24 protein-coding genes are annotated in these 25,909 nt (G+C 63.3%); 14 read left to right on the forward strand and 10 right to left on the reverse strand.

Features of this window, described 5'->3' with window-relative positions; translation table 11 throughout:
- Nucleotides 1-480: 480 nt before the first annotated feature.
- Nucleotides 481-873: a hypothetical protein gene (locus DV706_RS12235; protein ID WP_006064388.1), complete on the reverse strand. Its 393-nt coding sequence runs from the start codon at nt 871-873 to the stop codon at nt 481-483.
- A gap of 389 nt (nt 874-1,262) precedes the next feature.
- Here DV706_RS12235 and DV706_RS12240 point away from each other — a divergent pair, with 389 nt between their 5' ends.
- The gene (locus DV706_RS12240) at nt 1,263-1,583 is read left to right on the forward strand and encodes a HalOD1 output domain-containing protein (protein WP_049889590.1); all 321 of its coding nucleotides are present in this window, start codon (nt 1,263-1,265) and stop codon (nt 1,581-1,583) included.
- A 38-nt stretch (nt 1,584-1,621) separates the two neighbouring features.
- On the opposite strand, the gene DV706_RS12245 is transcribed toward DV706_RS12240, so the two are convergent.
- The 6 genes from DV706_RS12245 to DV706_RS12270 form a co-directional block, all read right to left on the reverse strand.
- The gene (locus DV706_RS12245) at nt 1,622-1,768 is read right to left on the reverse strand and encodes a DUF1328 domain-containing protein (protein WP_006064390.1); all 147 of its coding nucleotides are present in this window, start codon (nt 1,766-1,768) and stop codon (nt 1,622-1,624) included.
- A 287-nt stretch (nt 1,769-2,055) separates the two neighbouring features.
- Entirely contained in the window at nt 2,056-2,445 is a 390-nt protein-coding gene (locus DV706_RS12250) for a helix-turn-helix transcriptional regulator (RefSeq protein ID WP_006064391.1), read from the reverse strand.
- A 202-nt stretch (nt 2,446-2,647) separates the two neighbouring features.
- On the reverse strand, nt 2,648-2,878 hold the full coding sequence (locus DV706_RS12255) for a hypothetical protein (protein WP_006064392.1): 231 nt from the start codon (nt 2,876-2,878) through the stop codon (nt 2,648-2,650).
- A gap of 73 nt (nt 2,879-2,951) precedes the next feature.
- Nucleotides 2,952-3,749: a 5'/3'-nucleotidase SurE gene (surE, locus tag DV706_RS12260; RefSeq protein WP_006064393.1), complete on the reverse strand. Its 798-nt coding sequence runs from the start codon at nt 3,747-3,749 to the stop codon at nt 2,952-2,954.
- Nucleotides 3,750-3,869: 120 nt separating this feature from the next.
- Nucleotides 3,870-5,420 carry a small ribosomal subunit Rsm22 family protein gene (locus tag DV706_RS12265; RefSeq protein WP_006064394.1) on the reverse strand — a complete coding sequence of 517 codons (1,551 nt, stop codon included), beginning with the start codon at nt 5,418-5,420 and terminating at the stop codon, nt 3,870-3,872.
- Nucleotides 5,417-6,271, reverse strand: coding sequence for a prephenate dehydrogenase/arogenate dehydrogenase family protein (locus DV706_RS12270; RefSeq protein ID WP_006064395.1), 855 nt, complete (start codon nt 6,269-6,271; stop codon nt 5,417-5,419). Before DV706_RS12270 ends, DV706_RS12265 begins: the two co-directional genes overlap by 4 nt.
- 171 nt (nt 6,272-6,442) lie before the next feature.
- On the opposite strand from DV706_RS12270, the gene DV706_RS12275 reads away from it, so the two are divergent.
- Both DV706_RS12275 and DV706_RS12280 read left to right on the forward strand, forming a co-directional pair.
- Nucleotides 6,443-7,174: a GNAT family N-acetyltransferase gene (locus DV706_RS12275; protein WP_006064396.1), complete on the forward strand. Its 732-nt coding sequence runs from the start codon at nt 6,443-6,445 to the stop codon at nt 7,172-7,174.
- 90 nt (nt 7,175-7,264) lie between these two features.
- The gene (locus DV706_RS12280; protein WP_006064397.1) at nt 7,265-8,302 is read left to right on the forward strand and encodes an NAD(P)/FAD-dependent oxidoreductase; all 1,038 of its coding nucleotides are present in this window, start codon (nt 7,265-7,267) and stop codon (nt 8,300-8,302) included.
- A gap of 226 nt (nt 8,303-8,528) precedes the next feature.
- Here DV706_RS12280 and DV706_RS12285 read toward each other — a convergent pair whose 3' ends face one another.
- Complete coding sequence (locus tag DV706_RS12285) at nt 8,529-9,716, reverse strand: M24 family metallopeptidase (protein ID WP_049889598.1); 1,188 nt, start codon at nt 9,714-9,716, stop codon at nt 8,529-8,531.
- Between the two features lie 129 nt (nt 9,717-9,845).
- On the opposite strand from DV706_RS12285, the gene DV706_RS12290 reads away from it, so the two are divergent.
- From DV706_RS12290 to DV706_RS12300, 3 genes are all read left to right on the forward strand, one after another.
- Complete coding sequence (locus DV706_RS12290; protein WP_006064399.1) at nt 9,846-10,991, forward strand: LolA family protein; 1,146 nt, start codon at nt 9,846-9,848, stop codon at nt 10,989-10,991.
- A gap of 69 nt (nt 10,992-11,060) precedes the next feature.
- Complete coding sequence (gene aroA / locus DV706_RS12295) at nt 11,061-12,353, forward strand: 3-phosphoshikimate 1-carboxyvinyltransferase (protein WP_006064400.1); 1,293 nt, start codon at nt 11,061-11,063, stop codon at nt 12,351-12,353.
- Between the two features lie 87 nt (nt 12,354-12,440).
- Nucleotides 12,441-13,106, forward strand: coding sequence for a hypothetical protein (locus DV706_RS12300; protein ID WP_049889591.1), 666 nt, complete (start codon nt 12,441-12,443; stop codon nt 13,104-13,106).
- A gap of 93 nt (nt 13,107-13,199) precedes the next feature.
- Here the strand turns inward: DV706_RS12300 and DV706_RS12305 are convergent, their stop codons facing one another.
- On the reverse strand, nt 13,200-13,751 hold the full coding sequence (locus tag DV706_RS12305) for a hypothetical protein (RefSeq protein ID WP_006064402.1): 552 nt from the start codon (nt 13,749-13,751) through the stop codon (nt 13,200-13,202).
- Nucleotides 13,752-13,902: 151 nt separating this feature from the next.
- On the opposite strand from DV706_RS12305, the gene aroC reads away from it, so the two are divergent.
- From aroC to DV706_RS12330, 5 genes are all read left to right on the forward strand, one after another.
- Nucleotides 13,903-15,054, forward strand: a complete 1,152-nt coding sequence (aroC, locus tag DV706_RS12310) for a chorismate synthase (RefSeq protein ID WP_006064403.1) — start codon at nt 13,903-13,905, stop codon at nt 15,052-15,054.
- A 227-nt stretch (nt 15,055-15,281) separates the two neighbouring features.
- Nucleotides 15,282-16,325 (forward strand): thiamine pyrophosphate-dependent dehydrogenase E1 component subunit alpha, encoded by a 1,044-nt coding sequence (locus DV706_RS12315; RefSeq protein ID WP_006064404.1) that lies wholly within the window; start codon nt 15,282-15,284, stop codon nt 16,323-16,325.
- Nucleotides 16,325-17,332 (forward strand): alpha-ketoacid dehydrogenase subunit beta, encoded by a 1,008-nt coding sequence (locus DV706_RS12320; protein WP_136350869.1) that lies wholly within the window; start codon nt 16,325-16,327, stop codon nt 17,330-17,332. Before DV706_RS12315 ends, DV706_RS12320 begins: the two co-directional genes overlap by 1 nt.
- Nucleotides 17,333-17,337: 5 nt before the next feature.
- A complete protein-coding gene (locus DV706_RS12325; protein WP_006064405.1) occupies nt 17,338-18,363 on the forward strand; it encodes an NAD(+)/NADH kinase in 1,026 nt (341 codons plus the stop codon).
- A 70-nt stretch (nt 18,364-18,433) separates the two neighbouring features.
- Nucleotides 18,434-18,943: a VOC family protein gene (locus DV706_RS12330; protein WP_006064406.1), complete on the forward strand. Its 510-nt coding sequence runs from the start codon at nt 18,434-18,436 to the stop codon at nt 18,941-18,943.
- 13 nt (nt 18,944-18,956) lie between these two features.
- Here the strand turns inward: DV706_RS12330 and DV706_RS12335 are convergent, their stop codons facing one another.
- A complete protein-coding gene (locus DV706_RS12335) occupies nt 18,957-20,765 on the reverse strand; it encodes a 2-oxo acid dehydrogenase subunit E2 (RefSeq protein WP_083901989.1) in 1,809 nt (602 codons plus the stop codon).
- A 278-nt stretch (nt 20,766-21,043) separates the two neighbouring features.
- Between DV706_RS12335 and DV706_RS12340 the strand changes: the two genes are divergently transcribed.
- From DV706_RS12340 to DV706_RS21775, 3 genes are all read left to right on the forward strand, one after another.
- Nucleotides 21,044-22,948 (forward strand): 2-oxoacid:acceptor oxidoreductase subunit alpha, encoded by a 1,905-nt coding sequence (locus tag DV706_RS12340; RefSeq protein WP_006064408.1) that lies wholly within the window; start codon nt 21,044-21,046, stop codon nt 22,946-22,948.
- A 2-nt stretch (nt 22,949-22,950) separates the two neighbouring features.
- Nucleotides 22,951-23,886: a thiamine pyrophosphate-dependent enzyme gene (locus DV706_RS12345; RefSeq protein ID WP_006064409.1), complete on the forward strand. Its 936-nt coding sequence runs from the start codon at nt 22,951-22,953 to the stop codon at nt 23,884-23,886.
- 562 nt (nt 23,887-24,448) lie between these two features.
- Nucleotides 24,449-25,294: a hypothetical protein gene (locus tag DV706_RS21775; protein ID WP_049889593.1), complete on the forward strand. Its 846-nt coding sequence runs from the start codon at nt 24,449-24,451 to the stop codon at nt 25,292-25,294.
- Nucleotides 25,295-25,909: the final 615 nt, after the last annotated feature.

The raw sequence follows: 25,909 nt of genomic DNA on the forward strand, positions 1-25,909 counted from the left end.
CCGACACGACCATCGCCGGAAGTCAGTCCACGATGCAGGCTGCTGTGAGTGGGCGAGCGTTGTCCCGGCCGGACGAACACTCCGATTTGGCCCACGCTCGAGTGACCGGTATGTCGGTCACGACTACCACTTGAACCGCCCCGCTATCGGCGTCGTAGCCACTGACTACGGTCCGGTCGTCCAGTAGGTCGACGCTGTACGGCGGCAGCTCGTTGTGGGCCGAGATGGAGAGAGGGCACTCGAGAGCCCCGGAAAATGGTCCTGATTGATCGCGTGGCTGTCTTTCACGACGCGTTGCGAATCGATGAGCGCCGTCTGCATACCCGCGTTGATCGACACGCAGATATCCCCGGTGGCGTCGCCTGTGTGGGGTTTTCCATGGACGATTGGCCTGTGATCCGACTAGTCGGACGCCTTCCTCGTCGAGTTCCGACTATTGCAAGCCTAGATCACAAACAGCTGCCGACAGGCCGCGAGCGCTCACTCGTCGTCTCGAGCCGCTTGCGCCCGCTCCCGTGCTGTTTCGATCTGTTCGTCCAACTTCTTCACGACAGTGTATTTGAATTCGTCGGGCATCTGGCCGTACTCGACGTCGACGGTCACCATCGCATCGCAGTCGTCGACGATTTCCGGAGCCCACTTCCCACGTGCGAGTTTCGACTCTTCCGTGACGACTGCGGTGCCGTCCTCGAGATCGATGAAGGCGGTCACTGTGTTCCAGATCTTGGGGTTGCTCGTGGTTGCCTCATCAAACAGTCCCTCGAGTCGTGATTCTTTGATCGGCTCGGCTGCGACCTCATCACGCAACCCCTCGAGGGCGTCGGCAAGCGCCTCGTACTCGGCTGCGGTCCCCTCGGAGTCGTCGAGAATCATCGACGCCACCCCGCGTCGTTGGTGCTGGTCTGCATCTGTATGAGACGGTTGTGGCTGGATCCCCAAGACTCCCGCCTTTCGGTCGACAGCCGCGCGTGACCGATTTGACAGCCACTGCACACCGCATCCTACGACAGCGATGGTCTGTTACTCGGTTCAGTTGGCACTCGTCTGCGTGCTGAAAGACAAGATGAGTGTCACGCCGGACAATATCTCGTATTTCATGAACGTAAATCGTGTCACACAGAATAGAATTTATTGAAACGAACCGGTCAGGTACACCGTACGCAGACGACGCGTGTACCGCCGGGTGAGTAGTGACAACGTAGTTAATACCGGTCCGCCCAACGAGAGAGAATATACTCGCGGCCACGACAACAGAGTTCGTCATGAATCCATCTCACTCGAGGTCGACTCGAACGGTAGCGGCACAGCACGGGCAAGATCGCCTGATCGTCGATGTGGTCGAGGCGTTGGCCGAGGCAGATCGGCTTGACCCCTACGAGGTCGAGTACACCCTCTATGAGCACATCAACCCGGAGGTCCTGACACAGTTAGCTGGTGACGAAGGTAACACGTGGGAGTTTACCTTTGAGGTCGCCGACCACGAGGTGACGATCACAAGCGATGGCCAGCTGTTTGTCGACGGTGTTCTCTGTCGAACCGACCTGACACTGCATCAGTCGACGGCGACGTGTACCTGCGGCTAACACGTCAACCCGGCGCAGGCTGTGAGTCAGACGGCGACTCACAGCAGCAGCGACAGGACTGCGAGGACGAGAAAGAGTACTACCAGCCACTTGGCGATGGACATAGTGACACCTGCAACGCCGGTCGCGCCGAGTGCGCCGGCGATGATCGCGATCACGAAGAACACTATTGCGAGTTCTAACATAGCTACTGTAAGACGCGTTCGACGGAAGTGAATTCGGCCTGAATACGCCAAATCGGATGCGCACTGGTCTGGCCGCGTGTTGTCACAACTGGTCCGATGGCGACACGCAACGCAGGGCTGTCGTGTGAACAGGGCCGTTCAACCGCTGGTTGTCACCACATGGGCGCTGTCGGAGTGCGCACACGACCGTGGAGAACACCGTCGGAACTCTCTGCGGGTAACGCGAAGACGAGAACCAACTGCGTGTTCACCTGCTGTAACGCTCGTTGTCTGTCGGCCGTGGCTCGTCACTCGCTGAGATGTGATCGGTACCCTTTCGGTTCGAATCCACGCCGACAGATAACTCGTTTCCGGCCGACAGAGATCGCACTGATCTGTCCGTCGTCTTCCATCCCGTTGATGACCTCCGCCAGATGCTCGTCCGACCAGCCAGTTGCTTCTCGAACAGTCGACTGATCGACACGGCCGCCACGTTTGACCAACAGCCTGAGAATTTTGTCCTCGTCCGGCAGGTCCTGTTCATCGACACCGTACTCGATCTCCTCTGCATAACTCAGTGTTTCGTCACCGGTTTCGTCGTCTGACTTCTCGGCCGTGGACTCGTCGTCCGCCGCTTCGTCCGTCGACTCCGACGACCAGAGAGACGAAAGCCGGGCCCAGAGTGCATTGAATACCATTGTTGATCACTTTCCGTCGAAACGATCGCTACTCGAACGCGTCTCTACGTTAATTTCGTGTTTCATATATTATCTATCCCTGTCGCTGGCGGTTACGGTATGAGTATCGTAATGCTTCTGTCGGCGAATAGCGACGGCCTTGCGACCCGCAAGTCAGTTATCACATCACCGATTCGACACACGCGGTGAGTCGGTATCGCGCTCACGATCGATCACGCATCTGATGGACGCCCTCGTCGACGGTAGACGCGTCTTTACGTGTGGTAACGACGACGTCGCTGTCGACTCGACCACCGAAGACGCCGTTGACACCGGTTGCAGGTGTAACTGCCTCGAGGTGGTCGCCAATCGCCGACAGGCGCGCGTACTGGTGTCTCTCGGTCTGCTCGAGAGACCCACACGACACGCAGTGTTCGAGTTCGACGCTCGTCATAGCTGAGGATTCACCATCCCAATACAAATCAGTTCGGTCGCGAATTCCGTTCTCGTGTCGATGAACAAGCAGCTTAGTGCTCGACGGCCGCCGGATACGTTTCTGCGAGTGCAGTCAGTGCCTCGTGATGGTTCGTCGAGTGGGGTGCTGTAAGCGGAGAGACGCTGATCCGTCCCTCGACGACGGCCCGACGATCAGTCCCGTCGGGGTCGGGCAGCGTTTCGGGATCCATCTGTTCCCAGACGCGGTCCTTGAGATGCACCCGATTCCCGTCGCGTTCGGCGTCCATCTCGTAGCGTTTCGAGGGTCGCGTAACCTCGAAGGGAGCGGGCTCGCCGTCGGCAAGCGGGACGTTGACGTTGAGATACGCGGCATGATCGAAGACGCCAGCTCCGAGGGCGTGGTCGACGAGATAGCTCGTCACGCGAGTGGCTTCGGCATAATCGTCGACGCCGAGATCGATATCGCGCAGCGACGTCCCGGGGGCGGGAACGTACATTGAGGTGGCGATAGCAGGGACGTCGAAAAAGGCTGCTTCGACGGCGGCGCTGATCGTCCCCGACCGGCCAAGGACGTACTCGCCCAGATTCGCCCCCTTGTTACAGCCCGCGACGACGATATCCGGAACCGGGCCGAGTTCGGCCAACCCAGCGACGACGCAGTCGGCGGGTGTCCCGTGGACGGCATACCCCAGCTCGTGGTCGCTGACGTCAACCTCGTGAGAGATCGAGCGCCCGCAGGCGCTGTGGTCGTTTGCGGGAGCGACGACGGTTACGTTGGCGTGTTCAGAGAGCACATCGTGTAACGCCCGGATGCCGGTACTGTCGATCCCGTCGTCGTTCGTCAGCAGGATCTCGAGGGGGTCGCTCATATCACCGGGTTGGTGTCTAGTGCGAAAAGCCCACCGCTTTTGGGAGTCAGCGGTCCGAAAACTGGGCCGTGATCGTCGAACGACGTCGGCAATGTGACGACCGGGTGAGTTGAGGTGGCGTCAGCCGAGCTGGTCGACGATCGTGTTCTCGTCGACGACCAGATTGTACGCCCCTTCGTCGTCGTTCCAGAGGGCGAGAATCTGTTCGAACGAACAGAGGTCGCCGTAATCGGCCTCGAGGAGCGGTCGATTGAGCTCGGTTTCGTTCGTCAGCACGGCGTAGTGGTCGATCGCCTCGCTCCCGTCGCTGATCTTGAACAGTGGGTTCGACCTGCCAGACCGCCCGCTGTAGTCGTCATCGCTCTCGCTTAGCGAGCGGCTGAGCTTCGCCGCGACGATGTCGATCCGGTTGGTGACGTGGCGTTCCATCTCGGCCATCGTCGCCCAGTCGCTGGTCTCGAGTGCGACGTCGAACCGTCGCTGGCCATCGAGACGTAGCTGCGAGTAGGAGAACTGGACGTCGACGTTGACGAACTCGCCGGGGGCGTGCTCGTCGTCGCCTTCTGGCGTCGCCGCGTCGAGTTTGCGCTGGAAGCGCGGCACCTCGAGGTCGGGGCGGACATCGAACGACCAGCCGCGGTCGGTGGGTCGCTTGCCGGACCAGAGCCGAACCGTGGGGCCGTAGACGGTTACCCGTCTATGCCGGCCGTCGGCGTCGTCGCTGTCGGCGAGCCCCAGTTCGTCGGGTTCCCACAACCGCTCGTCCTCGAGGTCGCGTTCGACCGCGCGAAGTCCGACGCTGGTGTTTTTGTCGGCGGGAGCCATCGCGAGGGCCGTCCCGTCCGGCGCGAGCAGTTCGAGCGCCGAGCGGAGCACGGCCGTCGGGTCGTCGACCTCGCTCAACACGTTACAGGCGAGGATGAGGTCGAAGCCGTCGTCGGGGGCCGTCGGATCGAAGCCGTCGCTGTTGTCGTCGGTGACGGCAGCCGGATCGAACGCTTCTGCGGTCGTCCGGTGGATCGTCGAGTGAACGTTTTGTCCTGTCTCGTCGAGGAGTTCCTCGAGGATGTCCGCGGCGGCGCTGGGTTCGACGGCGTGGTACTCGAGCAAGGAGTCGTCGGGGAGGTATTCACAGAGCCCGAGCGCTGGCCCGCCGACGCCAGCGCCGATGTCGAGGACGCGCATGCTGCGATCTAACAGCCCGCGCTCGGCGAGGTCGTCCAGCGTGTACTGGACGGCGGCGTAGTAGCCCGGCAGGTGGTAGATCGCGTAGCCCGCAGCGACGTCGTCGTCGTACTCGACCGGTCGCCCCTCGAGATAGTGAGATTTGAATCGGCGGACGGTCGACCGGAGGAGGTCGCCGGTTGCGTCTTCGTGCCAGTTGACGCCGTAGCGGTCGGCCAACAGGTCATCGAGTCGGCGTTCGTACGTCGTGGGGAGCTGTCGAACGGGCCCGTGACGTGGTGACACCGGCTCGTCCGAAACGGGGACGAACGTGCCGTCGTCGCGCTCGAGCAAGCCGAGATCGACCGCCATCTCTCGGAGATGCTGGCGAACGACTGCCGGGTGAGGCGAGCCTTCGATGTAGTCACAGATCTCCTCGGGGTCGATCGGTCTGACGTTGCGGAGATATTTGGCGTTCGAGCGGACGGCGTCGCGGTGATCACTCATTCAGTAGGTCCTCCATCTGTCTCGTCGGCAACGGGTTCTCGGTCCATGGTACCGGCGTCGCGACGGGTCCTCACATGGTCGCTCTCGCAGTCGTCAGCGGTGTGGTCCTCGCCGTGCCACTGTTGGGCAGCGTCTCGGTACAGCGACTCGAGTGTCGCCGGGTCGGCGTCGGCGATCGCCGATGCGGCGTCGGCGACCCTGTCGGCTCCATCGAACGTCTGCTGGATATCAGCGTAGACACGCGGCGTCCCGCCGGTTACTTGCTTGGTTAGCTGCCGGAGTCCCTGATAAATCGGTGTCTCGAATCCGTCCGGCACCGACTCGGCAGCGAGGGCAAACGAGAGTACGGCTGCGTGGGTTGCCGCCTGTACCGTCTCCATCGCCTCGTCGTGTTCGGTTGCCGTCGTCTCGAGGGGGTCGTTACCACGCGCGACGAGCGACTCGAGCAGCGCATCGATCGTTGGACCTGGCTTGTCGCTGGCGACAGCGATCGATCCGGGGGCCCGCTCGGGGGCAAACAGCGGGTGAAAACTCGCTCGCTCGAGCGCCGGTGCGTGGGTCGCCATCGCCTCGAGCGGTGGTTCCATCACGCCCGAGACGTCGACGATTGCGCGTTCGGCCCGGCCAGCGTGGTCGGCGATCGCTTCGACGACGTGACCAATCGGGACAGCGATACAGACGACGTCGTAGCTCTCAGTCCCCTCGAGATCGGTGGTTTCGGCGTCGTCTCCAACTGCACCGGCGGCTGCGACGGCAGCGTCTTTGTCCACGTCGGCGAACGTGACCGTGGCGTCCGTGGCCTGACCGAACCACGTCCCCATCTCGCCCGCGCCGACGATCAGTACGTCCATCGACGCCACCTACCTCCCGACGTTGCAAAAGCCGTTCGATCGATCGTCTCGCGGGACCGTCTGCTCGCATGAGATGTCGGCGACGAGGCAAACACCTCTCTCGAATGAGAACGATCGTGGTTATTGATATCATCACCCAATATCTAAGTCACTAGTCTGCATACGAGTCGTATGGGAGCGACCGAACGGCCAACGTTTACATCAGACGCCAAGCGGCGTCTCTACGAGTACGTCGAGCGCAACGGGACCGTCAAGCGACACAAGCTCCTAGACGTCGTGTCGCTCTCGTCAGACGAGTTCCAGGCACATCTCGAGGGGTTGAAAGCCGACGGCTATCTGCAAGAAGAGGGCGGAACGCTTCAGATCGCACTCGAGTTCGGGGCGGTGACGAAACACGAGCGGGACGGTGTCGAGTTCGTCATCCGGCCGGGCCGACAGTCCGACTTCGATGGGCTCATCGAGACGATCCGGGACGTCACGTCGGAGGAGACGTACGTCGTCGCAGAGACCATCGCCGAGGAACTGCTCTATGAAGACACCGTCACGAGACACAACACCGTCAAATCCAGAGTGTTCTTCGTCGCGACGATTGACGGGGAGGTCGTCGGCTGGACCCATCTCGATCTGCCACAGATCGAACAGATGCACGGCACTGCCCAGCAGACAGTCGGCGTCCGCGAGGCCCACCGCGGCCACGGGATCGGCAGCAAACTCCTGAGTCGCGGCCTCGAGTGGGCCGAAGCCAACGGCTACCGGAAACTGTACAACAGCGTGCCGATCACCAACGATCGTGCACTCGAGTTTCTGACCCATCACGGCTGGGATACCGAGGCGATCCGCCGAGATCACTACGCAATCGACGGCGAACTCGTCGATGAAGTGATGATGGCCCGCGAACTCTAACACACACCGCCACACGTCGCCGTTTGCCAACGCCGGCAAGCGACACAGGCTGGGCCGAACTACTTGGGAGGGGAGCCCTGAGTAGCAGCTATGACACGGATCGGGATCGTCGGTGCTGGTGTCGCCGCCGCGGCCGCAGCGGACACGATCGAAACGACACACGAAGACGCGTCGATCACAGTCTTCGAGAAATCTCGCGGCCTCTGCGGTCGCGCGGCCACGCGACGCCGTGACGGCATCAGGTACGACTACGGCGCGAACTACGTCAAATCCGCCGACGACCGGGTAGTCGACCTGCTCACGGAGACGCTCGAGACCGATGGGCTCGTCGATATCACGGAGCCGGTCTGGACGTTCGACAGCGAGGGCAGCGTTTCTGCGGGCCGGGCTGCAGACGAGCACAAGTGGACCTACCGCACGGGGCTGACCCAAATCGCAAAACGGCTTTTCGGCCGCACCGACGCGACGATCCATCGCGAGACACGCATCGAAACGCTCCAGCGAGACGACGACGCGTGGCGTCTCGAGGACACTGATGGCGACCAGTGGGGCCCCTTCGACGTCGTGCTCTTGAACCCGCCAGCGCCACAGACGGCCGACCTGTTGCGGTCGGCCGAGTGGGACAGTGACCGACGCGGGCCGCTACTCGAGGCCGTCGACGCCGTCCCTTACCGAACGATCTGGACCGGTGTCTTGCACTACCCGTTCGACCTCGAGGTGCCCTACTACGCGCTGGTCAACACGGACAAAGCCCACGAGATCGGTTGGATCTCACGCGAGGAGTGCAAGCCAGGTCACGTCCCCGACGGCGAATCCCTGCTGATCGTTCAGGCCAACCACGAGTGGTCGGTCGACCACTACGACGCCGATCCCGACGCGAACCTCGAGGCGCTTGCGGAACTGAGTGCGGACGTACTGGATGACGAGCGCCTGCTCGAGCCGGACTGGACGGATCATCAGGGCTGGCGCTACGCTCAGCCTGAGGCCGCAGTCGACCGGGAGCCGCTCCGGGAAGCCGAAGCCGAGGGGCTGTACTGTCTCGGCGACTGGGTCGCCGGCGAGGCGCGAGTTCACGCTGCGTTGCGCAATGGGCTCGAGGTCGGCGAGCGTGTTGTGAGTGATGAGTAGGACGTGGGCTGTCACGTCGGGCGACGACGAGCCACTGACTCGCCCACACCGGCACCACTGATTCCCACGTCCTCCCCAACCGATTCGCTCGCGCCGCTGTCGCTCGCTCATCCCTCGCACAGTGTCGGACCACGATTCGCTCGTCGCTCACCGTGGTCCAGCGCGCGCCACCGCAGCAGTCAACGTCGAACCCGCTTCGTACTCGGCAGTTGGCTCGAGGCCCGCGCTACTCGGCAGTTGGCTCGAGGCCCACGCGGTAGTCGGTCAGGTTCTCGTAGCCGTCCTCGGTGACGACGACCAGATCCTCGATCCGGACACCGCCAACGTCGGGGTCGTAGAGGCCGGGTTCGATCGTGATCACGTGGCCGACTTTGAGTTCCCCTCCAGCGGGCGAGACGCTCGGTGCCTCGTGGATATCGAGGCCGACGCCGTGGCCCGTGCCGTGGATAAAGCCGGTCTCGGCGCTGGGATCGCTCCGCAGGGTGTCGTAGCCGGCGTCTTCGATCACATCACAGGCGACGTCGTGGACATCTGCGCCGGTGACACCCGCCTCGACGGCCTCGAGGGCGGCCTCGTAAGCCGCTTTGGTCACCTCATACCGTCGTCGGGCCTCCTCGCCCGGGTCGCCGCGGGCGAAGGTGCGGGTCATATCCGCGAAGTAGCCCGTCTCTTTGTCCCGCGGGAAGATGTCGACGACGATCAGTTCGTCAGCCTCGAGCGGCCCACTCCCTCGGTTGTGTGGGTCTGCGCCGTCGGCGCCGCAGGCGACGATGGTGTCGTCGAGGCCACAGCCCTGGCGAAGCAGTGTCACCTCGATTTCGGTCTTGACACGTTCACTGGTGAGTGGCTCGCCGTCGTGGACGAGCACGCCGTCCTCGATGTCGGCAGTCGCGATCAGTGCCTCGGCGGTCGCCATTGCGGCCTCGTTGGCACGCTGGCTCGCCTGGATCTGCTCGCGTTCCCACTCGGTTTTCGTCGCCCGAACGCCTTCGATGATCCCCTCGGGTTCGACCGTGACCTCGAGGCCCTGTGCTCGCAACCCGTCCGCGGTTCCCGTCGGGAACGATCGCGGGACGGCGAGCGAGTCGACGCCGTGGTCGGCACAGAACGCCACGAGCATGCGACATTTCCCTTCGTAGGGGCCGTGGTCGGCGACGAGTTGCTGGTAGTCGTAGGCCGACCGGCGCGTCACCGAGTCGGCGCTCGCGTCTGCCTTCGCACGACCGTACTCAAGACCGGAGACGAGCAGGTGGACGCCCTCGGCCGTGACGAGCGTCTGGTAGGGATCCGGTGCGGTGAAGCCGGAGACGTACCGCTGGTCCGAGTCGGTCCCGTCGGCGTCGATACAGTATCCGTCGATGGCTTCGGCCTCGAGATACTCGCGCAGCGACGAGAGGTCGACGTCTACGTTCATGGGCGGGTGTCTAACGGGCGGCCACATATACTGTTCGCTGTCGTCGGTCACAGAGCCCAGTTCGAGGGCGGACACCATGGTTCGATTCAAACCCATATTCTTATCAACAAATGCGATTATCTGGCGTACATGAACCGTCGACGGGTCCTCGCAGCAGGGGCCGTGGCTGCACTGGCTGGCTGTGTGAGCTACACTGCCGATGGCGATGACTCACCCAGCAGCGACGAACTCGTTCAGGACGCAATCGAGACACGAAAGCGGATGACTGACCTCACAGCCCGTCGGACGATGACGGTCGAAACGCCCGACGAGACAACCGAGCGGACGGAGGCCGTCGCACGGCAGCCGCCGGCCAAACAGCGAATCGAGGTGCTCGAGTCGACCGATCCGAGCGTCTCGGGTGGATCGATCACGGTGACGAATCGCGCGGAAACGTGGGAGTACAATCCCGAGACTGAAACGGTCGACAAACAGTATCACCCGAACAAGGTCGACACCGATCGAACGCGGCTCGTCCTCGAGGCATTACTCGAGAACAACCGGCTGGGATATGAGGGTACGGCGACTGTCGATGGACGCGACGCACATATTATCGAAACGAAGCCGCCGGTCGACGATATCGGGCCGACGATCGACCTCGTCGTGGGGGACACGACGTTCGTCGTGCCGCTGCGAGCGACGGGGGATCTCGAGGAACTCGACGTCTCCCGGACCATCTGGATTGACGACGAGTATCGGTATCCGATCAAGGAGGAAAACACGATCAGCGACGACGGCGAGACGCGCCACCGCGTTGCCGTCACCTACGAGGAGTTAGCGATCGATACGGGACTCGATCCGGAAACGTTCACCTACGAGCCGCCGGCGGACGCGACCGTCGTCACCGACGGCCCAGAACCGGAGGGGGTCTTCGAGACCCGTGTGGCTGCCGAGGAGATCCTTCCGTACAGCCTGCCGGAGCCGGATGTGCCGGACTCCTACGTGCTCGACCGAATCACCGTCGTCACAAAAGGCGAGGGGTTCGGGACGACCACGACGCTGTGGTACAACGACCCGAACGTGATCGCTCGCGAACTGTTCGTCGTCGTTCGTAACGTCCAGCGGTTCAATCCGGACGCCCTCGAGGAGACCGAGATCGACGGCCGAACGGCCTATCGTCGAGACGGACGAATCCAGAGCGTCTTCTGGGTCTGTGAGGAGCTGAACTACGAGGTCTCGAGTCTGACCGACGACACACCGTTGCTCGAGATCGCGGCTTCGATCGGCTGTCCGTAAGCACCCGACCGGCCCGCAGCGAGTGTGCGGATCGGTACCGGTAAGGCAGGCCCATCCCACAGACAGAGCATGAACGTCACGATCACGCCCTCGAGCCTGCAGGGTACGGCACAGGCACCGCCATCGAAGAGCTACACCCACCGAGCGATCCTCGCCGCAGGGTATGCGGGCCAGACGACAGTCCGCGACGCGCTCTGGAGTGCCGACACGCAGGCGACCGCGCGGGCCGTCGATCTCTTCGGTGGGGCCGTTTCGCGGGCCGACGACGGCACGCTCGAAATTGAGGGCTTCGACGGCCAGCCTGACGTCCCCGCGGACGTCATCAACTGCGACAACAGCGGGACGACGATGCGGCTGGTCACGGCCGCCGCCGCCCTCGCCGACGGCACCACCGTCCTCACTGGCGACGAGTCGCTGCGCTCGCGTCCACAGGGCCCGCTGCTCGAGGCGGTCGCCGACCTCGGTGGCGAGGCGAAAAGCACGCGCGGGAACGGCCAGGCCCCGCTGGTCGTCACCGGCCCCATCGCCGGCGGCGAGGTCGCGATTCCAGGCGACGTCTCCTCGCAGTACATCACTGCCCTGTTGATGGCCGGCGCCGCCACCGACGACGGAATCGACGTCGTCCTCGAGACCGAACTCAAGTCCGCGCCGTACGTCGACATCACGCTCGAGGTGCTCGAGGCCTTCGGCGTCGACGCACACCAGACGGCCGACGGGTTCTCGGTCGAGGGCGGCCAGTCATACGATCCGGTGGGCGGCGAGTACGCCGTTCCCGGCGACTTCTCGTCGATCTCCTACCCGCTCGCCGCGGGGGCGATCGCCAGCGAGGACGGGATCCGCATCGAGGGTGCCAACCCAAGCGCACAGGGTGATACAGCGATCGTCGACATCGTCGACCGGATGGGGGCCGACGTCGACTGGGACCGCGAGGCGGGAACGATCGACGTCTCGAGTGCCTCACTGTCGGGGATCGAAGTCTCCGTCGAGGACACGCCGGATCTGCTGCCGACGATCGCAACCCTCGGGGCCGTCGCCGACGGCGACACCCACATCACGAACGCCGAACACGTCCGCTACAAGGAGACTGATCGCGTGAGCGCGATGGCCGAGGAGTTGGGCACAATGGGCGTCGCGACGACCGAGGAGCACGATTCGCTGACGATCCACGGCAGCGAGTCGACCCTCGAGGGCGCGACCGTCTCCGGCCGGGCCGACCACCGGATCATCATGGCGCTCGCGCTCGCGGGGCTGGTCGCCGACGGCGAGACCACCGTCGAAGGCGCTGACCACGTCGATGTCTCGTTCCCCGGCTTCTTCGACCTGCTCGAGGAACTCGGGTGTTCGCTCGAGCGCCAGTCCTGACTCTTCCGTTCGCTCGAGTCGCGATTCGATAAGTACGTGTGTCAACTGAGTGTTAAAGCTTATTTTACTATTAAACCAACCCATATTATGGTCGATGTGAATAGGTTTCAGTTCGTTGTAGTCTTCGGCATTGCTCTCCTTGGTATCGGGTTGGTCTTTAATCCGTTTTATTTGTATCCGAACGGCGGGGGTGAGTGGGAGAGGACGTATCACGTTACGCCGATAGAAAACGAAACGATGGCCTCCCAAGCGCTAGGTCTCTCCGAAGAGGTGCTGGGATGTCCGAGTGACCGACCGTGTGTGTTAGAGCAGCAGATTCTTGAGGACGGTTCCGTGGAATCCGACGTTCCAGTGTACGGAGACGATTCGCCGTGGTACTCCGTCGTACGAACCGCGAACGGAACGTACGTTCCGGAGCGGGGAGTGGAGGATAACGAAACCGTGCTAACGCTAGAAGAAGTTACTGCGATGGAAGCCGTCGAAGAAATCGCCGTCCCTTCCGATGAACGACCGGAAGAAGTCCGCGAAGCCGTTACAACCGGATCGGTCACCGTCTACAGTGAGACGGTTGAAACGTTCGAACGAAATGAGGTACTCGAGCACGACGGAGAATACTATTACCAGACGCGAACAAGGGGCAGCTCGCACTGGACGGGCGATGGCAGCCTCGCTCAAGTCAGAGCCCTCCTCTTTCTCATCGGGGGCGGATTAGTCGCCTATGCCGGGTGGCGGTTCAAAGAACTGTCTGACTGATAAGAGGCGATTCTTGATTGATAACTATGGTTCCTGAACTTTTGTTATTTTCACACGTTAATATAAATAAAGAGGTCGTATTACCAATAGCTGCTAACAGTGGTCGGCCTCGGATTCGGTTGTCGCCTCAAAGCCGTCCTCGAGGACGAACAGCTCTGTCGCCGGGCAGGGGTCGTCGAACGACGTGGCTTCGATGTCGGGGGCGTCGACGGCCGTGTCGTCGACGGTGACGGTCACGTCGAACTCGTTTCGCCCGTGGAGGAAGACGGCGACGTGGGCCTCGGGGGCGAGGTCATAAGAGCCGCCGGTGGAGATCGAGCCGTCAGCGGAGTCGACCTCGAGGCTGACGGCGTGGCGCTCGTCATCCAGATTCCAGAGTCGGATGCGATGGGGTGGGTCGTCGCTTGACTGCGAGCCGATGACCGAGCGGCCGACCGGGTCGTCCGGGTCCGACGGCGGTTCGACGGTCGTCCCGTCGCCAGTGTTCTCTGACTCCCGATCGTCGTCAGTTCGGTCGTCACCCGCTCCGTCGGCGGCGCTCTCGGCGTCCTGTTCGTCCGACGACTCGCTGAGGGAGAGACAGCCCGCGAACGCGGCAGCGACACTCGAGACACCGACGGCAGCGAGCAACGATCGACGATTCATAGTGTATCCCGTCAGACAGGGATCAGGATAAAGGACGTTGGGCAGGCCAGTGCCGGTGTGGGAAGTGTCCGTGGGCGCTCGAGTGTGTGCCGTGGTGTCCGACAGTATGAATCCTGCACCGCTAAGTGTCCCCGTCACTGAGAGTGCCGTAATGAACGGCAACCGCTTCGGTCGCCTCTTCCAGGTGACCACGTTCGGCGAGAGCCACGGGGAGGCGATGGGCTGTACAATCTCGGGCTGTCCCGCCGGCCTCGAGTTGACAGAAGAAGACATTCAGAAAGACCTCGATCGGCGTAAGCCGGGCCAGTCGATGATCACGACCAGCCGCGGCGAGCCCGACGACGTCTCGATCAAATCGGGGATTCAGGACGGCTACACGACGGGGACGCCGATCGGACTGGTCATCCAGAACAAAGACGCCCGCTCGGGCAAGTACGAACCTTTCATCACCGCGCCGCGACCGAGCCACGGCGACTTCACGTACTCGGCCAAGTTCGGCACGCGAAACTGGGGCGGCGGCGGCCGCTCCTCGGCTCGAGAGACGGTCAACTGGGTCGCTGCGGGCGCGGTCGCGAAGAAACTCCTCGAGCGAGAGGGGATCCAACTCAAGGCCCACGTCAACCAGATCGGTGATATCGAGGCGCCCGACGTGAGCTTCGAGGAGATGCTCGAGCACTCGGAAGAAAACGACGTCCGGTGTGCCCATCCCGAATCGGCCGAGAAGATGCAGAACCTGATCGCCGACTATCAGGAGGAAGGCGACTCCATCGGCGGCAGCATCGAGTTCGAAGCACGGGGTGTTCCTGTGGGACTCGGCGCGCCACGTTTTGACTCGCTCTCCGCACGACTCGGGCAGGCCATGATGGCCGTCCCGGCGACGACGGCGTTCGAGTTCGGCATCGGCACTGAGGCTGCCGAGTGGACCGGGAAGGAGCGAAACGACGACTGGGAGTTCGACGACGAGGGCAACCCCGTCCCGGTCGAGAACGACCACGGCGGCATTCAGGGCGGTATCTCGAGCGGCGAGCCGATCTACGGCGAAGTCACGCTCCATGCACCCACATCGATCCCAAAGAGCCAGCAGACGGCCGACTGGGAGACGGGCGAACTCAAAGAGGAGAAAGTCATCGGTCGCCACGATCCCGTGCTCCCGCCACGTGGCGTTCCCGTCGTCGAGGCGATGCTCGCGCTCACCCTCGTCGACTTCATGCTGCTGTCGGGTCGACTTAACCCCGACCGCGTCGACGGCCAGCCCGGCACGTACGACACGGACTACCATCCGAGCAACCCGCGAAACGAGTGAACGGCCGTACTAACACGACACACAGACGGGTCGATGACCTGACAGCTGTCGTACCGTGTCCGTGTCGCGGCTCTGTTAGGCTTCTCGAGTGACCACGTGCTTCAGTTCTCTCCTCCCGGTCGCTCATTTTCACGACGAACGTTCCGAACGGAGACACAATCCCGTTGTACCATGGTGTGGTAATTGCTAGCATTTATATTAGGGATTGTGGTACGGTATTATGCACCATGGCCGATTTCGACTTAGCAAGCCAGGAGGGCCGACTCGAGGCGCTACGACGGATGGTAACTATCCGGGCGTTCGACGAGGAGGCGGGGGATCGATTCGCAGACGGCGAGATACCGGGGTTCGTCCACCTGTATATCGGTGAGGAGGCGGTCGGAGTCGGCACCTGCGCCGCGCTCGATCCGGACGACTACATCGCGAGCACTCACCGGGGACACGGCCACTGTATCGCGAAAGGGCTCGATCCGAAGTATATGATGGCCGAACTCTACGGCAAGGCCGACGGCTACTGTAACGGCAAGGGTGGCTCGATGCACATCGCGGACGTCGACGCCGGGATGCTCGGTGCGAACGGCATCGTCGGCGCGGGGCCACCGATGGCGACCGGCGCGGCGTTGTCGATCGACTATCAGGACCGCGACCAGATCGCGGTCGGCTTCCTCGGCGACGGCGCCGTCGCCCAGGGGCAGGTCCACGAAGCGATCAACATCGCGGCGACGTGGGACCTGCCCGCCGTCTTCGTCATCGAGAACAACCACTACGGCGAGGGGACGCCAGTCGAGGACCAGCACAATCTCGACAACCTGAGCGACACGGCTCAGGCCTACGACATTCCCGGGCTGACCGTCGACGGGATGGATATTACCGCCGTCGCCGAAGCCGTCTCGGAGGCTCGAGACCGCGCCAGAGCGGGCGACGGGCCGACGATCGTCGAGGCCGAGACCTACCGCTACCGCGGCCACTACGAAGGCGACGAAGAACCGTACCGCGACGACGCGGAGATCGAACGCTGGCAAGAGCGCGACCCGATAGAGTCGTTCAGAGATCGACTGATCGACCGCGGCGAACTCACCGGCGAGGAGTTCGACGAGTTGCAGGCCGACATCGAGGCCGAAATCGATGCCGCGATCGAGTTCGCCCAGGACGCTCCAGCGCCAGAACCGCACGAGGCCTACGAAGACATGTTCGCGGAAATGCCACCGGAGATCGAACGCTTTGCCAGCGCCGCCCGCACGGACGGCGGCCGGCCAGGAGGTGACCGATAATGACTGCACAGGTAGAATCCGAACTCGAGACTGAAACCGAGGAACTGACCGTCAGAGAAGCGATCCGACAGGCGATGCGCGAGGAACTCGAGCGCGACGAGGACGTTTTCCTCATCGGCGAGGACATCGGCGTCTTCGGCGGCGTGCTCGAGGTCACGGGCGATCTCTACGAGGATTTCGGCTCGGAGCGGATCAAGGACACGCCGATCAGCGAAGCCGGCTTCATGGGGGCAGCGACGGGTGCGGCGGCAACCGGCACGCGGCCGGTCGTCGAACTCATGTTCTCGGACTTCGCCGGCGTTGCGATGGAACAGATTATGAACCAGATGGCGAAGATGCGGTATATGTTCGGCGGCAAAGCGGAGATGCCGGTCACCGTCCGCACCACCGAAGGCGGCGGCATGGGTGCAGCGAGCCAGCACTCGGGGACGGTCCACTCCTGGATCGCTCACTTCCCCGGCCTGAAAGCCGTCGCCCCCGGCACTGCGGCCTCGGCAAAGGGCCTGACGAAAGCCGCCATCCGCTCGGACGACCCCGTCTTCGTCTTCGAAAATAAGATGATCTACGAGCAACGAGGCGCGGTGCCGACCGACGAGGACTTCACCATCCCGATCGGCGAGGCCGCCATCGAACGCGAGGGTGAGGACGTCACCGTCGTCGCGACCCAACGGCTCGTCGGCGAGTCGCTCGAGACGGCCGAAAACATGGCTGACGACACGAGCGTCGAAGTGATCGATCCACGGTCGCTGTACCCGCTCGACATCGACACCATCGTCGAGAGCGTAAAAAAGACCGGCCGACTCATCGTCGCCGACGAGAGCCCGCTGTCCTACGGCACTCACGCCGAAATCGTCGCCCGCGTCCAGGAGGAGGCCTTCTTCAGCCTCGATGCGCCGATTCAGCGCGTCGGCACGCCCGACACGCACATCCCGTTCAGTCCACCACTCGAGCAGGAAGTCCTGCCCAGCGGCGACGACGTCCGTGAGGCGATCCGGCGGGTGACATAGCCATCGTGAGCCGCGTCGGACTGATCGTCAACCCCGCTGCGGGCCGCGACATCCGGCGGCTCACCGGTGGCGCGAGCGTCGTCGACAACTACGCGAAGCGTCGGGTTGCGACCTGTGTCCTCGAGGGGCTGACAGCGGTTTCCGAGCCGCCGGACGCGCTGGTTATGCCCGACAGACGAGGAATCTCCGACCACGTCCTCGAGGAGGCTCCCGACGACCTCACTGTCGAGACACTCGAGATGCTCGTCGAGAGCACCGCAGCCGACACACGCCGGGCAGCCACCCGGTTTCGCGAGGATGATGTCGACGTCGTCGTCGCGCTCGGCGGTGACGGAACGACTCGCGATGTCGCCTGCGAGATCGGTGACGTGCCCGTCGTCGCCGTCTCGACCGGAACGAACAACGTCGTGCCGACGGCCGTCGACGGCACCGTCGCGGGCGTCGCTGCGGCACTACTCGCGACGGGTGCGGTCCCGGCGGCCGACGCGACCACGCGCCACGGGATGATCGAGGCCCGCGCGGAGACCGCAGGCGGTACACAACGGCTCTCGGCGCTCGCGGCCGCCGAGGTGTCCACACAGTCGTTCATCGGAACGCGGGCGCTGCTCGATCCCAGTGATCTTCGCGGTGGCGTCGTCTCGAGGGCCCACCCAGGCGATATCGGGCTCGCCGCCATCGCAGGGGCCGTCGAGTGCCTTGAGCCGACCGAACCGGGCGGTGTCGCCGTTCGGTTGACCGATCCAGACGGCGCCGCGCGGACCGTCCGTGCAGTGCTCGCTCCGGGCGTCACTGCGACCGTCGGCATCGAGTCACTCGAGCGCCTCGAGTGGAACGAGCCCGCCGAGTTCGACGTTCCCGACGGCGTCGTCGGGGCCGACGGCGAGCGCGAACTCGAACTCACCGAGACGACGGTCGAACTCACGCCCGTCCCCGACGGCCCGCGACTCGTCGACGTCGATGCAACGCTTTCGGCCGGTGTCGAGGACGGCGCACTCGAGCACGCCGGTCGGCTGCAGTCGACTGAGGACTGATCGCTGATAGAACGGTTCACTCACTCGAGAGTACTGAAAACACTATTTTACCCGGTGTGGACAGCCAACTATGGTTGGCAATTCCATACCACAGTTAGACGTCGAGATCCCGGAGCTCTCACAGGTCGCGTTTGTCGTCGAAGATCTCGAGGATGGGATGGACCGTTTCGAGGGGCTGCTCGGGGTCGGCCCGTGGCAGGTGTACCGGTTCGAGCCGCCGGCGTTGACTGACCGCACCTTCCGTGGGGAGTCCCACGAGTACTCGATGCGGTTGGCGCTGGCCCAGCTCGGCGAGACGATGCTCGAGCTCATCGAGCCGCTCGAGGGGCCGAGCATCTACACCGAACACCTCGACGAGCATGGCGAGGGGCTCCACCACGTCGCCTGTTTCGCGTTCGAGGACCCACACGCCGTCGTCGAGACGTTCGAAGACGCCGGCATGCCCGTGATCCAGAGCGGGAACTTCGACGGCGTCGAGTACTGGTACTTCGACACCGCCGACGAACTCAATGGGACGATCTTCGAGACCGCGGCCAACGTCGATTCGATTCCCGAACCGGAGATGACCTATCCCGAGTGAGCGGACGACGGCGTCAGACCCGTTCCCAGCTGATTTCGACCTCGAGATCGTCTCGAACCAGCTGTGAGACGTGACAGCCCCGTTCGCCGAGATCAATGAGTCGATCAAGGGTGTCGTCGTCGGCATCGGACTCGAGTTGAACCGTCGCTTCAAGCTGTTCGACACCGCCGTGTTCTGGCTCAGCCGTCGTCGTGACGTCGATCGCGCCGATCGGCGTGTCGCGCTTGCCGGCCTGGAACCGGATGCTCAGTGAGAGACACGCAGCGAGCGAGCCGAGGAAGACGTCGACCGGCGTCGGCCCCGTTTCGGTGCCGCCGGCCTCCTCGGGCTCGTCGTAGCCCCACTCGAACGAGCCGGCTTCGATCGTCCCGGCCATGCCGTCGGGGTTGCGTGCCGTGACCGTGCGCTCGGGCATCTCCGTTGGCGCGCCCGCTTCTGTGCCGGCCCCGGCGCTGATTTCATCGGGCAGCAGCGCCCATGGCTCCTCGAGGTGTTCGACGAGGCTCTCAAGGAAGCGGGCGGCGTCAGCCCCGTCGACGATGCGGTGGTCGAAAGAGAGATCGAGCGGAAGCTGTCGTCGCCACTCCACCTCGTCGTTCGACCCACGTGTGGGGACCTCCGAAATCGCGTTGACGCCGAGGATGGCGACCTGCGGCGGGTTGATGACCGGGTCGAACGACTCGACGCCGAGGACGCCGAGGTTCGTCACGGTAAACGTCCCACCCTGGAGGTCGTCCATCGTGTACTCGCCCTCGAGGGCCGATCCAACGAGGTCGCGCCGTTCGTCGGCGATCGTTGCGAGTGACTTGCTCCCCACGTCACGCAACACGGGTGCGATCAGCCCGTGTTCGACGTCGACGGCGAGACCGACGTTGTGTTCCGCCCAGAGCGTGTGGACCTCGTCCTCGAACGTCGCGTTGAATTCGGGATGGTCCTCGAGCGTCGCCGAGATGGCGAGCACGAGCAGATCCTGAATCGAGACATCGGTCTCGAGGGCGTCGTCCGCGGCGTCGGTGGCGTCGAACAGCGCCTCGGCGTCGGCCTTGCGGTGGACTGTGACGTGCACGGCTTCCCGATAGCTCTCGCCGAGGCGGGCGGCGATGGTCTGGCGCATCCCGCTGAAGGGGCGTGTGTCGACCGGCGTTCGATCGCCGCTGCCGGCCGCATCTTCCACGTCGTCTTCAGTGATCGACCCCTGATACCCCGTCCCCTCGACGGTCGTCAGATCGACGCCGAGTTCGTCGGCGCGCTTGCGTGCCCGCGGGGAGGCGTTGACGTCCGCTTCGGCGGCCCCACCTGATTCGGCGGCCGCCTCGACGTCGTCTTCGGTGATCGAGCCCTGATACCCCGTCCCCTCGACGGTCGAGAGGTCGACCTCGAGTTCAGCGGCGCGCTCGCGAGCCCGTGGCGAGGCCTGCACCTCGCTGTCGGCCGTGTCCGTCGCGGCTGCCGTCTCGCTCGCTGGACCGCTGTCGGCGCTTTCGGCCGCCGATTCGTCGGCTGCTGGCTCCTCGGCCGCTGTCTCGCCGGTCGCCTCCTCGATATCAGACGACGCCTCCGCCTCGAGGTCGGCAATATCAGCGTCTTCGGGCGCGACGATTCCGATCGGCGTGCCGGGTGGGACCGTCCCACCCTCCTCGAGATACGTCTCTCTGAGGACGCCGTTCTCTCGAGCCTCGACCTCGGCGATGCTCTTTTCGGATTCGACTTCCGCGATTACCTCGCCCTCCTCGACGGTTGCACCCGCGTCGATCCGCCACTCGAGCAGTTCGCCTCGCTCCATCTCCAATCCCAGCTTTGGCATCCTGACGATATAAGCCATGAAATACCATACCATAACAATCACATAAAGCGTGCCGGTAGCTCCGTGGTCGCGAGACAGTCCTGGCGGCGCTGGTCGAAGTGGCCAGTATGGACTCGACACTCGGTTATCGAATACGCATAGTTTCGCATGATCTTTCCATAAGGTTCACACAGTCGTGCTGGGTACTGGATGATTGTTCATTCTTCACGATAGATATATGGTAATGTATAGCAAAGGCTTTAGGTTCAGTAGGGCAAAATTCCGGTACGGTTGGCCCACAGGCCACTGATTTACCTATGAGCGACGACGAACTCATCTGGCGAATCGCAGGCGGTTCCGGAGACGGAATCGACTCGACGAGCCAGAACTTCGCAAAAGCGCTGATGCGCTCGGGGCTCGACATCTTTACTCACCGCCACTATCCGTCGCGGATCCGCGGTGGCCACACGTACGTCGAGATTCGGGCCGCAGACCACGAGGTACAGTCACGCGGGGACGGCTACAACTTCCTGCTCTCGCTGGGCGACTCCTTCGCCCGCAACCCGCAGGAAGAGGCCTACTACGGCAACGAAGAGATCAAGCCACTCTCGGAGAACCTCGACGAACTCCGAGAGGGCGGGATCATCGTCTACGACGAGGGCCTCATCAGCGAGGACGACGTCGAGGCGATCAACCTCGAGGAACGTGCCGAGGAAAACAACTGGCACGTCTTCCCGGTCGACCTTCGTGGCCTCGCCAAAGAACACGGCCGAGAAGTCATGCGTAACACCGCTGGGGTCGGTGTCACGGCCGCGCTGCTCGATATGGATCTCGAGCACATCGAGAATCTGATGTCGGACGCGATGAGCGAGGACATCCTCGAGTCGAACCTCGAGATTCTCCACGAAGCCTACGAGATGACCCTCGAGGAGTACGACTTCGAGCACGAGCTGCGTGCCCCCGAAGGCTCCCACGAGACCGAGCAGGCGCTGCTGTCGGGCTCGAACGCGATCGCCTACGGTGCGATCGACGGCGGCTGTCGGTTCATCTCCGGCTACCCGATGACGCCGTGGACGGACGTCTTCACCATCCTCAGCCAGAACTTCCCCGACATGGGCGGGATCTCCGAACAGGTCGAAGACGAGATCGCGGCCGCCGCACTGGCCGTCGGTGCCAGCCACGCTGGCGTCAAGGCCATGTCCGGCTCCTCCGGCGGTGGCTTCGCGCTGATGTCCGAGCCGCTCGGCCTCGCCGAGATGACCGAGACGCCGCTCGTGCTCGTTGAGTCGATGCGTGCCGGTCCCTCGACCGGGATGCCGACCAAGCCCGAACAGGGCGACCTCGAGTTCGTGCTCTACACGAGCCAGGGAGACTCCTCACGCGTCGTCTTCGCACCCGGCACCATCGAGGAGGCCTACGAGCAGACACGACTCGCCTTCGACATCGCCTGGGAGTACCAGATCCCGACGATCATCATCTACGACCAGAAGCTCTCCGGCGAGAACACGAACGTCGACGTCGAGTTCTTCGACCGCGAGCCCGAACCCGGACTGGGCACGACGCTGACCGAGGACGAGCTCCTCGAGGCAGCCCACGACGCTTCCGGCAAGTTCGAACGCTTCGGCTACGATGACAACGAGAAGAACGTGAGCAAACGGTCGCTGCCCGGCCAGAAAGGCGGGCGCTACCTCGCGACCGGGAACGAACACTCGCCCGTTGGCCACATCAGCGAAGATGCGGACAACCGGGTCTACCAGATGACGCGCCGTATCGAGAAACTCGACTCCATCCGCGAGGAACTCGACGAGGAACACCCCTCGAACCAGACCTACTACGGCGACGAGACGGCCGACTACGGCATCATCACGTGGGGCTCGAGCCACGGTGCCGTTGCCGAGGCCGTCGAGCGCCTGAACGATGACGGCCACTCGGTCAAAGGCATCACCGTCTCCGACATGATGCCGTTCCCAGAGGCCGAGATGACCGAGTTCTTGGAGAGCGTCGACGAGGCGATGGTCGTCGAGATGAACGCGACTGCCCAGTTCCGCGGCCTCATCCAGAAGGAACTCGGTCGCTTCGGCGAGAAACTGACCAGCCTCCTCAAGTACAACGGCAACCCGTTCGAACCTGCCGAGGTCGTCGAGGGCTACGAGGTCAACGTCGCCGAAGAGGAGCGTGAACCGACTGCACAGGTCCGAATCGAACCCGCAGCAGGTGACTAACCATGAGTGCATTCAACGCAATCGGAGAGGAGCGAGAGATCGACCGGGACGAGTTCACCCCCGGTGTCGAACCACAGCCGACCTGGTGTCCGGGCTGTGGTGACTTCGGCGTCCTGAAGTCGCTGAAGCAGGCCCTCCCGGAAGTCGGCAAGACGCCAGAGGAAGTGCTGACGGTGACCGGGATCGGCTGTTCGGGCAAGTTGAACAGCTATCTCGACACGTACGGGTTCCACACCATCCACGGCCGTTCGCTGCCCGTGGCCCGTGCCGCCAAACTCGCCAACCCCGAACTCGAGGTCATCGCCGCTGGCGGTGACGGTGACGGGTATGGCATCGGTGGCAACCACTGGATCCACACGGCCCGTGAGAACCACGACATGACCTACATCGTGTTCAACAACGAGATCTTCGGCCTGACGAAGGGCCAGACCTCGCCAACGAGCCCGAAAGGCCACAAGTCGAAGACCCAGCCATCCGGCAGCGCGAAGACGCCGCTTCGTCCACTGTCGATGTCGCTGAACGCCGGTGCGAGCTACGTCGCCCGCACCGCCGCGGTCAACCCGAACCAGGCCAAAGAGATCATCAAGGAAGCCATCGAACACGACGGCTTCGCCCACGTCGACTTCCTGACCCAGTGTCCAACCTGGAACAAGGACGCACGAGAGTACGTTCCGTACATCGACGTACAGGAGTCTGACGACTACGACTTCGACATTACGGACCGTCGTGAGGCCGCTGAGATGATGCGCGAGACCGAGGACGTCCTCAACGAGGGCACCGTCCTGACCGGCCGGTACTACGTCGACGAGGACCGCCCGTCCTACACCGAAGAGAAGAAGGCCATCGGCGAACTGCCCGACCAGCCACTCGCTGAGCGCTACTTCGACGACGACGCCGAGTGGGAGCGCAGCTACGACCTGCTCGACCGTCACAAGTAACGGTCGGCAGTACCCTCACTGGACGGTTCCATTTTTCGCGATGTGGACTGCTTGAGCGAGTACGTAGTCACAACTGCGCCGAAGAGTTGCCCGAACGGAAACTGCTCGTTACACGGTAAGTACAGACGAGGGTGCGACCAGGATACTTGATCGCAGTACCGGAGAATACCTCGGGGTCCGCCCCGAAGTATGTTACAGGAGCGGTGAAGTGCGAGACGGTCTCGATGACTGTCGTTCAGCAACTGGTCGAAACCTTCCGAACGCAAGCACTTACCCTCAACCCGACGCAGGGACAGGCCGTGTCGCCGGCCACGAGCGAGCCGACCACAGTAGTGTCAGCAGCAATCAGTGATGGGTCTGAACTGGTCGACGGCTTCGCTACCCTGCTCGAGTCCTTGGAACCCCACAGAGAGAGACTCTCGATCCGTTTTTCCGGATAATCAGAGAAACCGCCGAATTTATTCATTATCTTGCATAGCGTCGGTATGCCTACACCCATGCAATCGAGCGTGATCTACAGCCAAATCGTACAGTTTCTACCCACCTTCCCCGAGGGCCGCCGATGAGCACGTCCTCGAGGGCCGGCCGCGTCGGCAGCCAGATTCGCAGCAGAGCGGGCCACGGGACATCCCGTGTCCGAAAACCTGCGTTTTACCTTTTGACGGTCGCATTCGTGGCGTTCCTCCTGTTCGCCTTACGGGAGGCGATGGCGATGGTCGTCACCGCGTGGCTTGGCGGCTACGCCTTCCCCATCCATCGCGTCCATCACGTCATGATCGGCGGTACCCTGGCGGTGTTCGTGGCGACGGTCGCCGTGCAGTTGTACCGGCCGTCGAAGCGCGTCGGGGCGTTGCAGGCGGCACTCGCGTTCGCCGTCGCTGCGTTCGTACTCACTGTGATCGCGTCGGGACTCATGGCCGCCGGTGAGATACTGGTGTTCCTCGTTCCGGTCGTGCTGATCGCCCTGTTGCACCCTGCCCGTGGCGAACTCCTGCCCCGACTCGAGGGAGCCGACCGCCGCGTCCTCGCCGTCGCGGGCGTCGGCGCGATCGGATTCGCGGCGCTCGCCGTCACCGAGTTCGTCAACCACACCACGCTGGCCGACGAGCACGTCACTATGGGCCACTACGAGTTCATGCTGTTCGGACTGGTCTCGATCGGTCTGTTCGGCCTGCTCGGCGCACTGAAGCCGACTGGATGGCGGATCCCGCTCTACGCTGCCGGCGCACTGGCGCTTCTCTTTGCCGCCAGTTCGCTCGCATTCCCCGGCGGCGAACAGGGTTCGAGCCTCGGCACCGTCGGCGCGCTCGCAGTGCTACTCTGGGCGATCGCGCTACTCGGCGTGTCGGAGTACGTCGAGCGCGGCGACTCGAGTGAACCGCCGGCGGACAACGCGGCGTCGGCCTGAACGCGAGACGGGAAGGTTCAGCGACACCACACGTTTTTCCGGGGTCCGAATCACGAGCATTTCCAAGAGTATAGTAGCCGCTGACCGTCATTACACACCCCACCGCACGACGGGAGCGCGGTTCGGAGCGTGCGCGGTTCGGAGCGTGCGCGGTTCGGAGCGTGCGCGGTTCGGAGCGTGCGCGGTTCGGAGCGTGCGCGGTTCGGAGCGTGCGCGGTTCGGAGCGTGCGCGGTTCGGAGCGAACGAAGTGAGTGAGAACCGCGGATAGCGAACGGGGAGGAACGACCCGTGAGCGAACGAAGTGAGTGAGAACCGCGGATAGCGAACGGGGAGGAACGACCCGTGAGCGAACGAAGTGAGTGAGAACCGCGGATAGCGAACGGGGAGGAACGACCCGTGAGCGAACGAAGTGAGTGAGAACCGCGGATAGCGAACGGGGAGGAACGACCCGTGAGCGAACGAAGTGAGTGAGAACCGCGGATAGCGAACGGGGAGGAACGACCCGTGAGCGAACGACGTGAGCGAGAACCGCGGCCAGTTCGATGGGTGTGTAACCCGTTTCCGTTGTTACTATAGCGACCTGCTACTCATGGAGCCACTCCCATTCACTGTCT

This window comes from Natronorubrum bangense, assembly GCF_004799645.1.
In the GTDB taxonomy this organism is placed as follows: domain Archaea; phylum Halobacteriota; class Halobacteria; order Halobacteriales; family Natrialbaceae; genus Natronorubrum; species Natronorubrum bangense.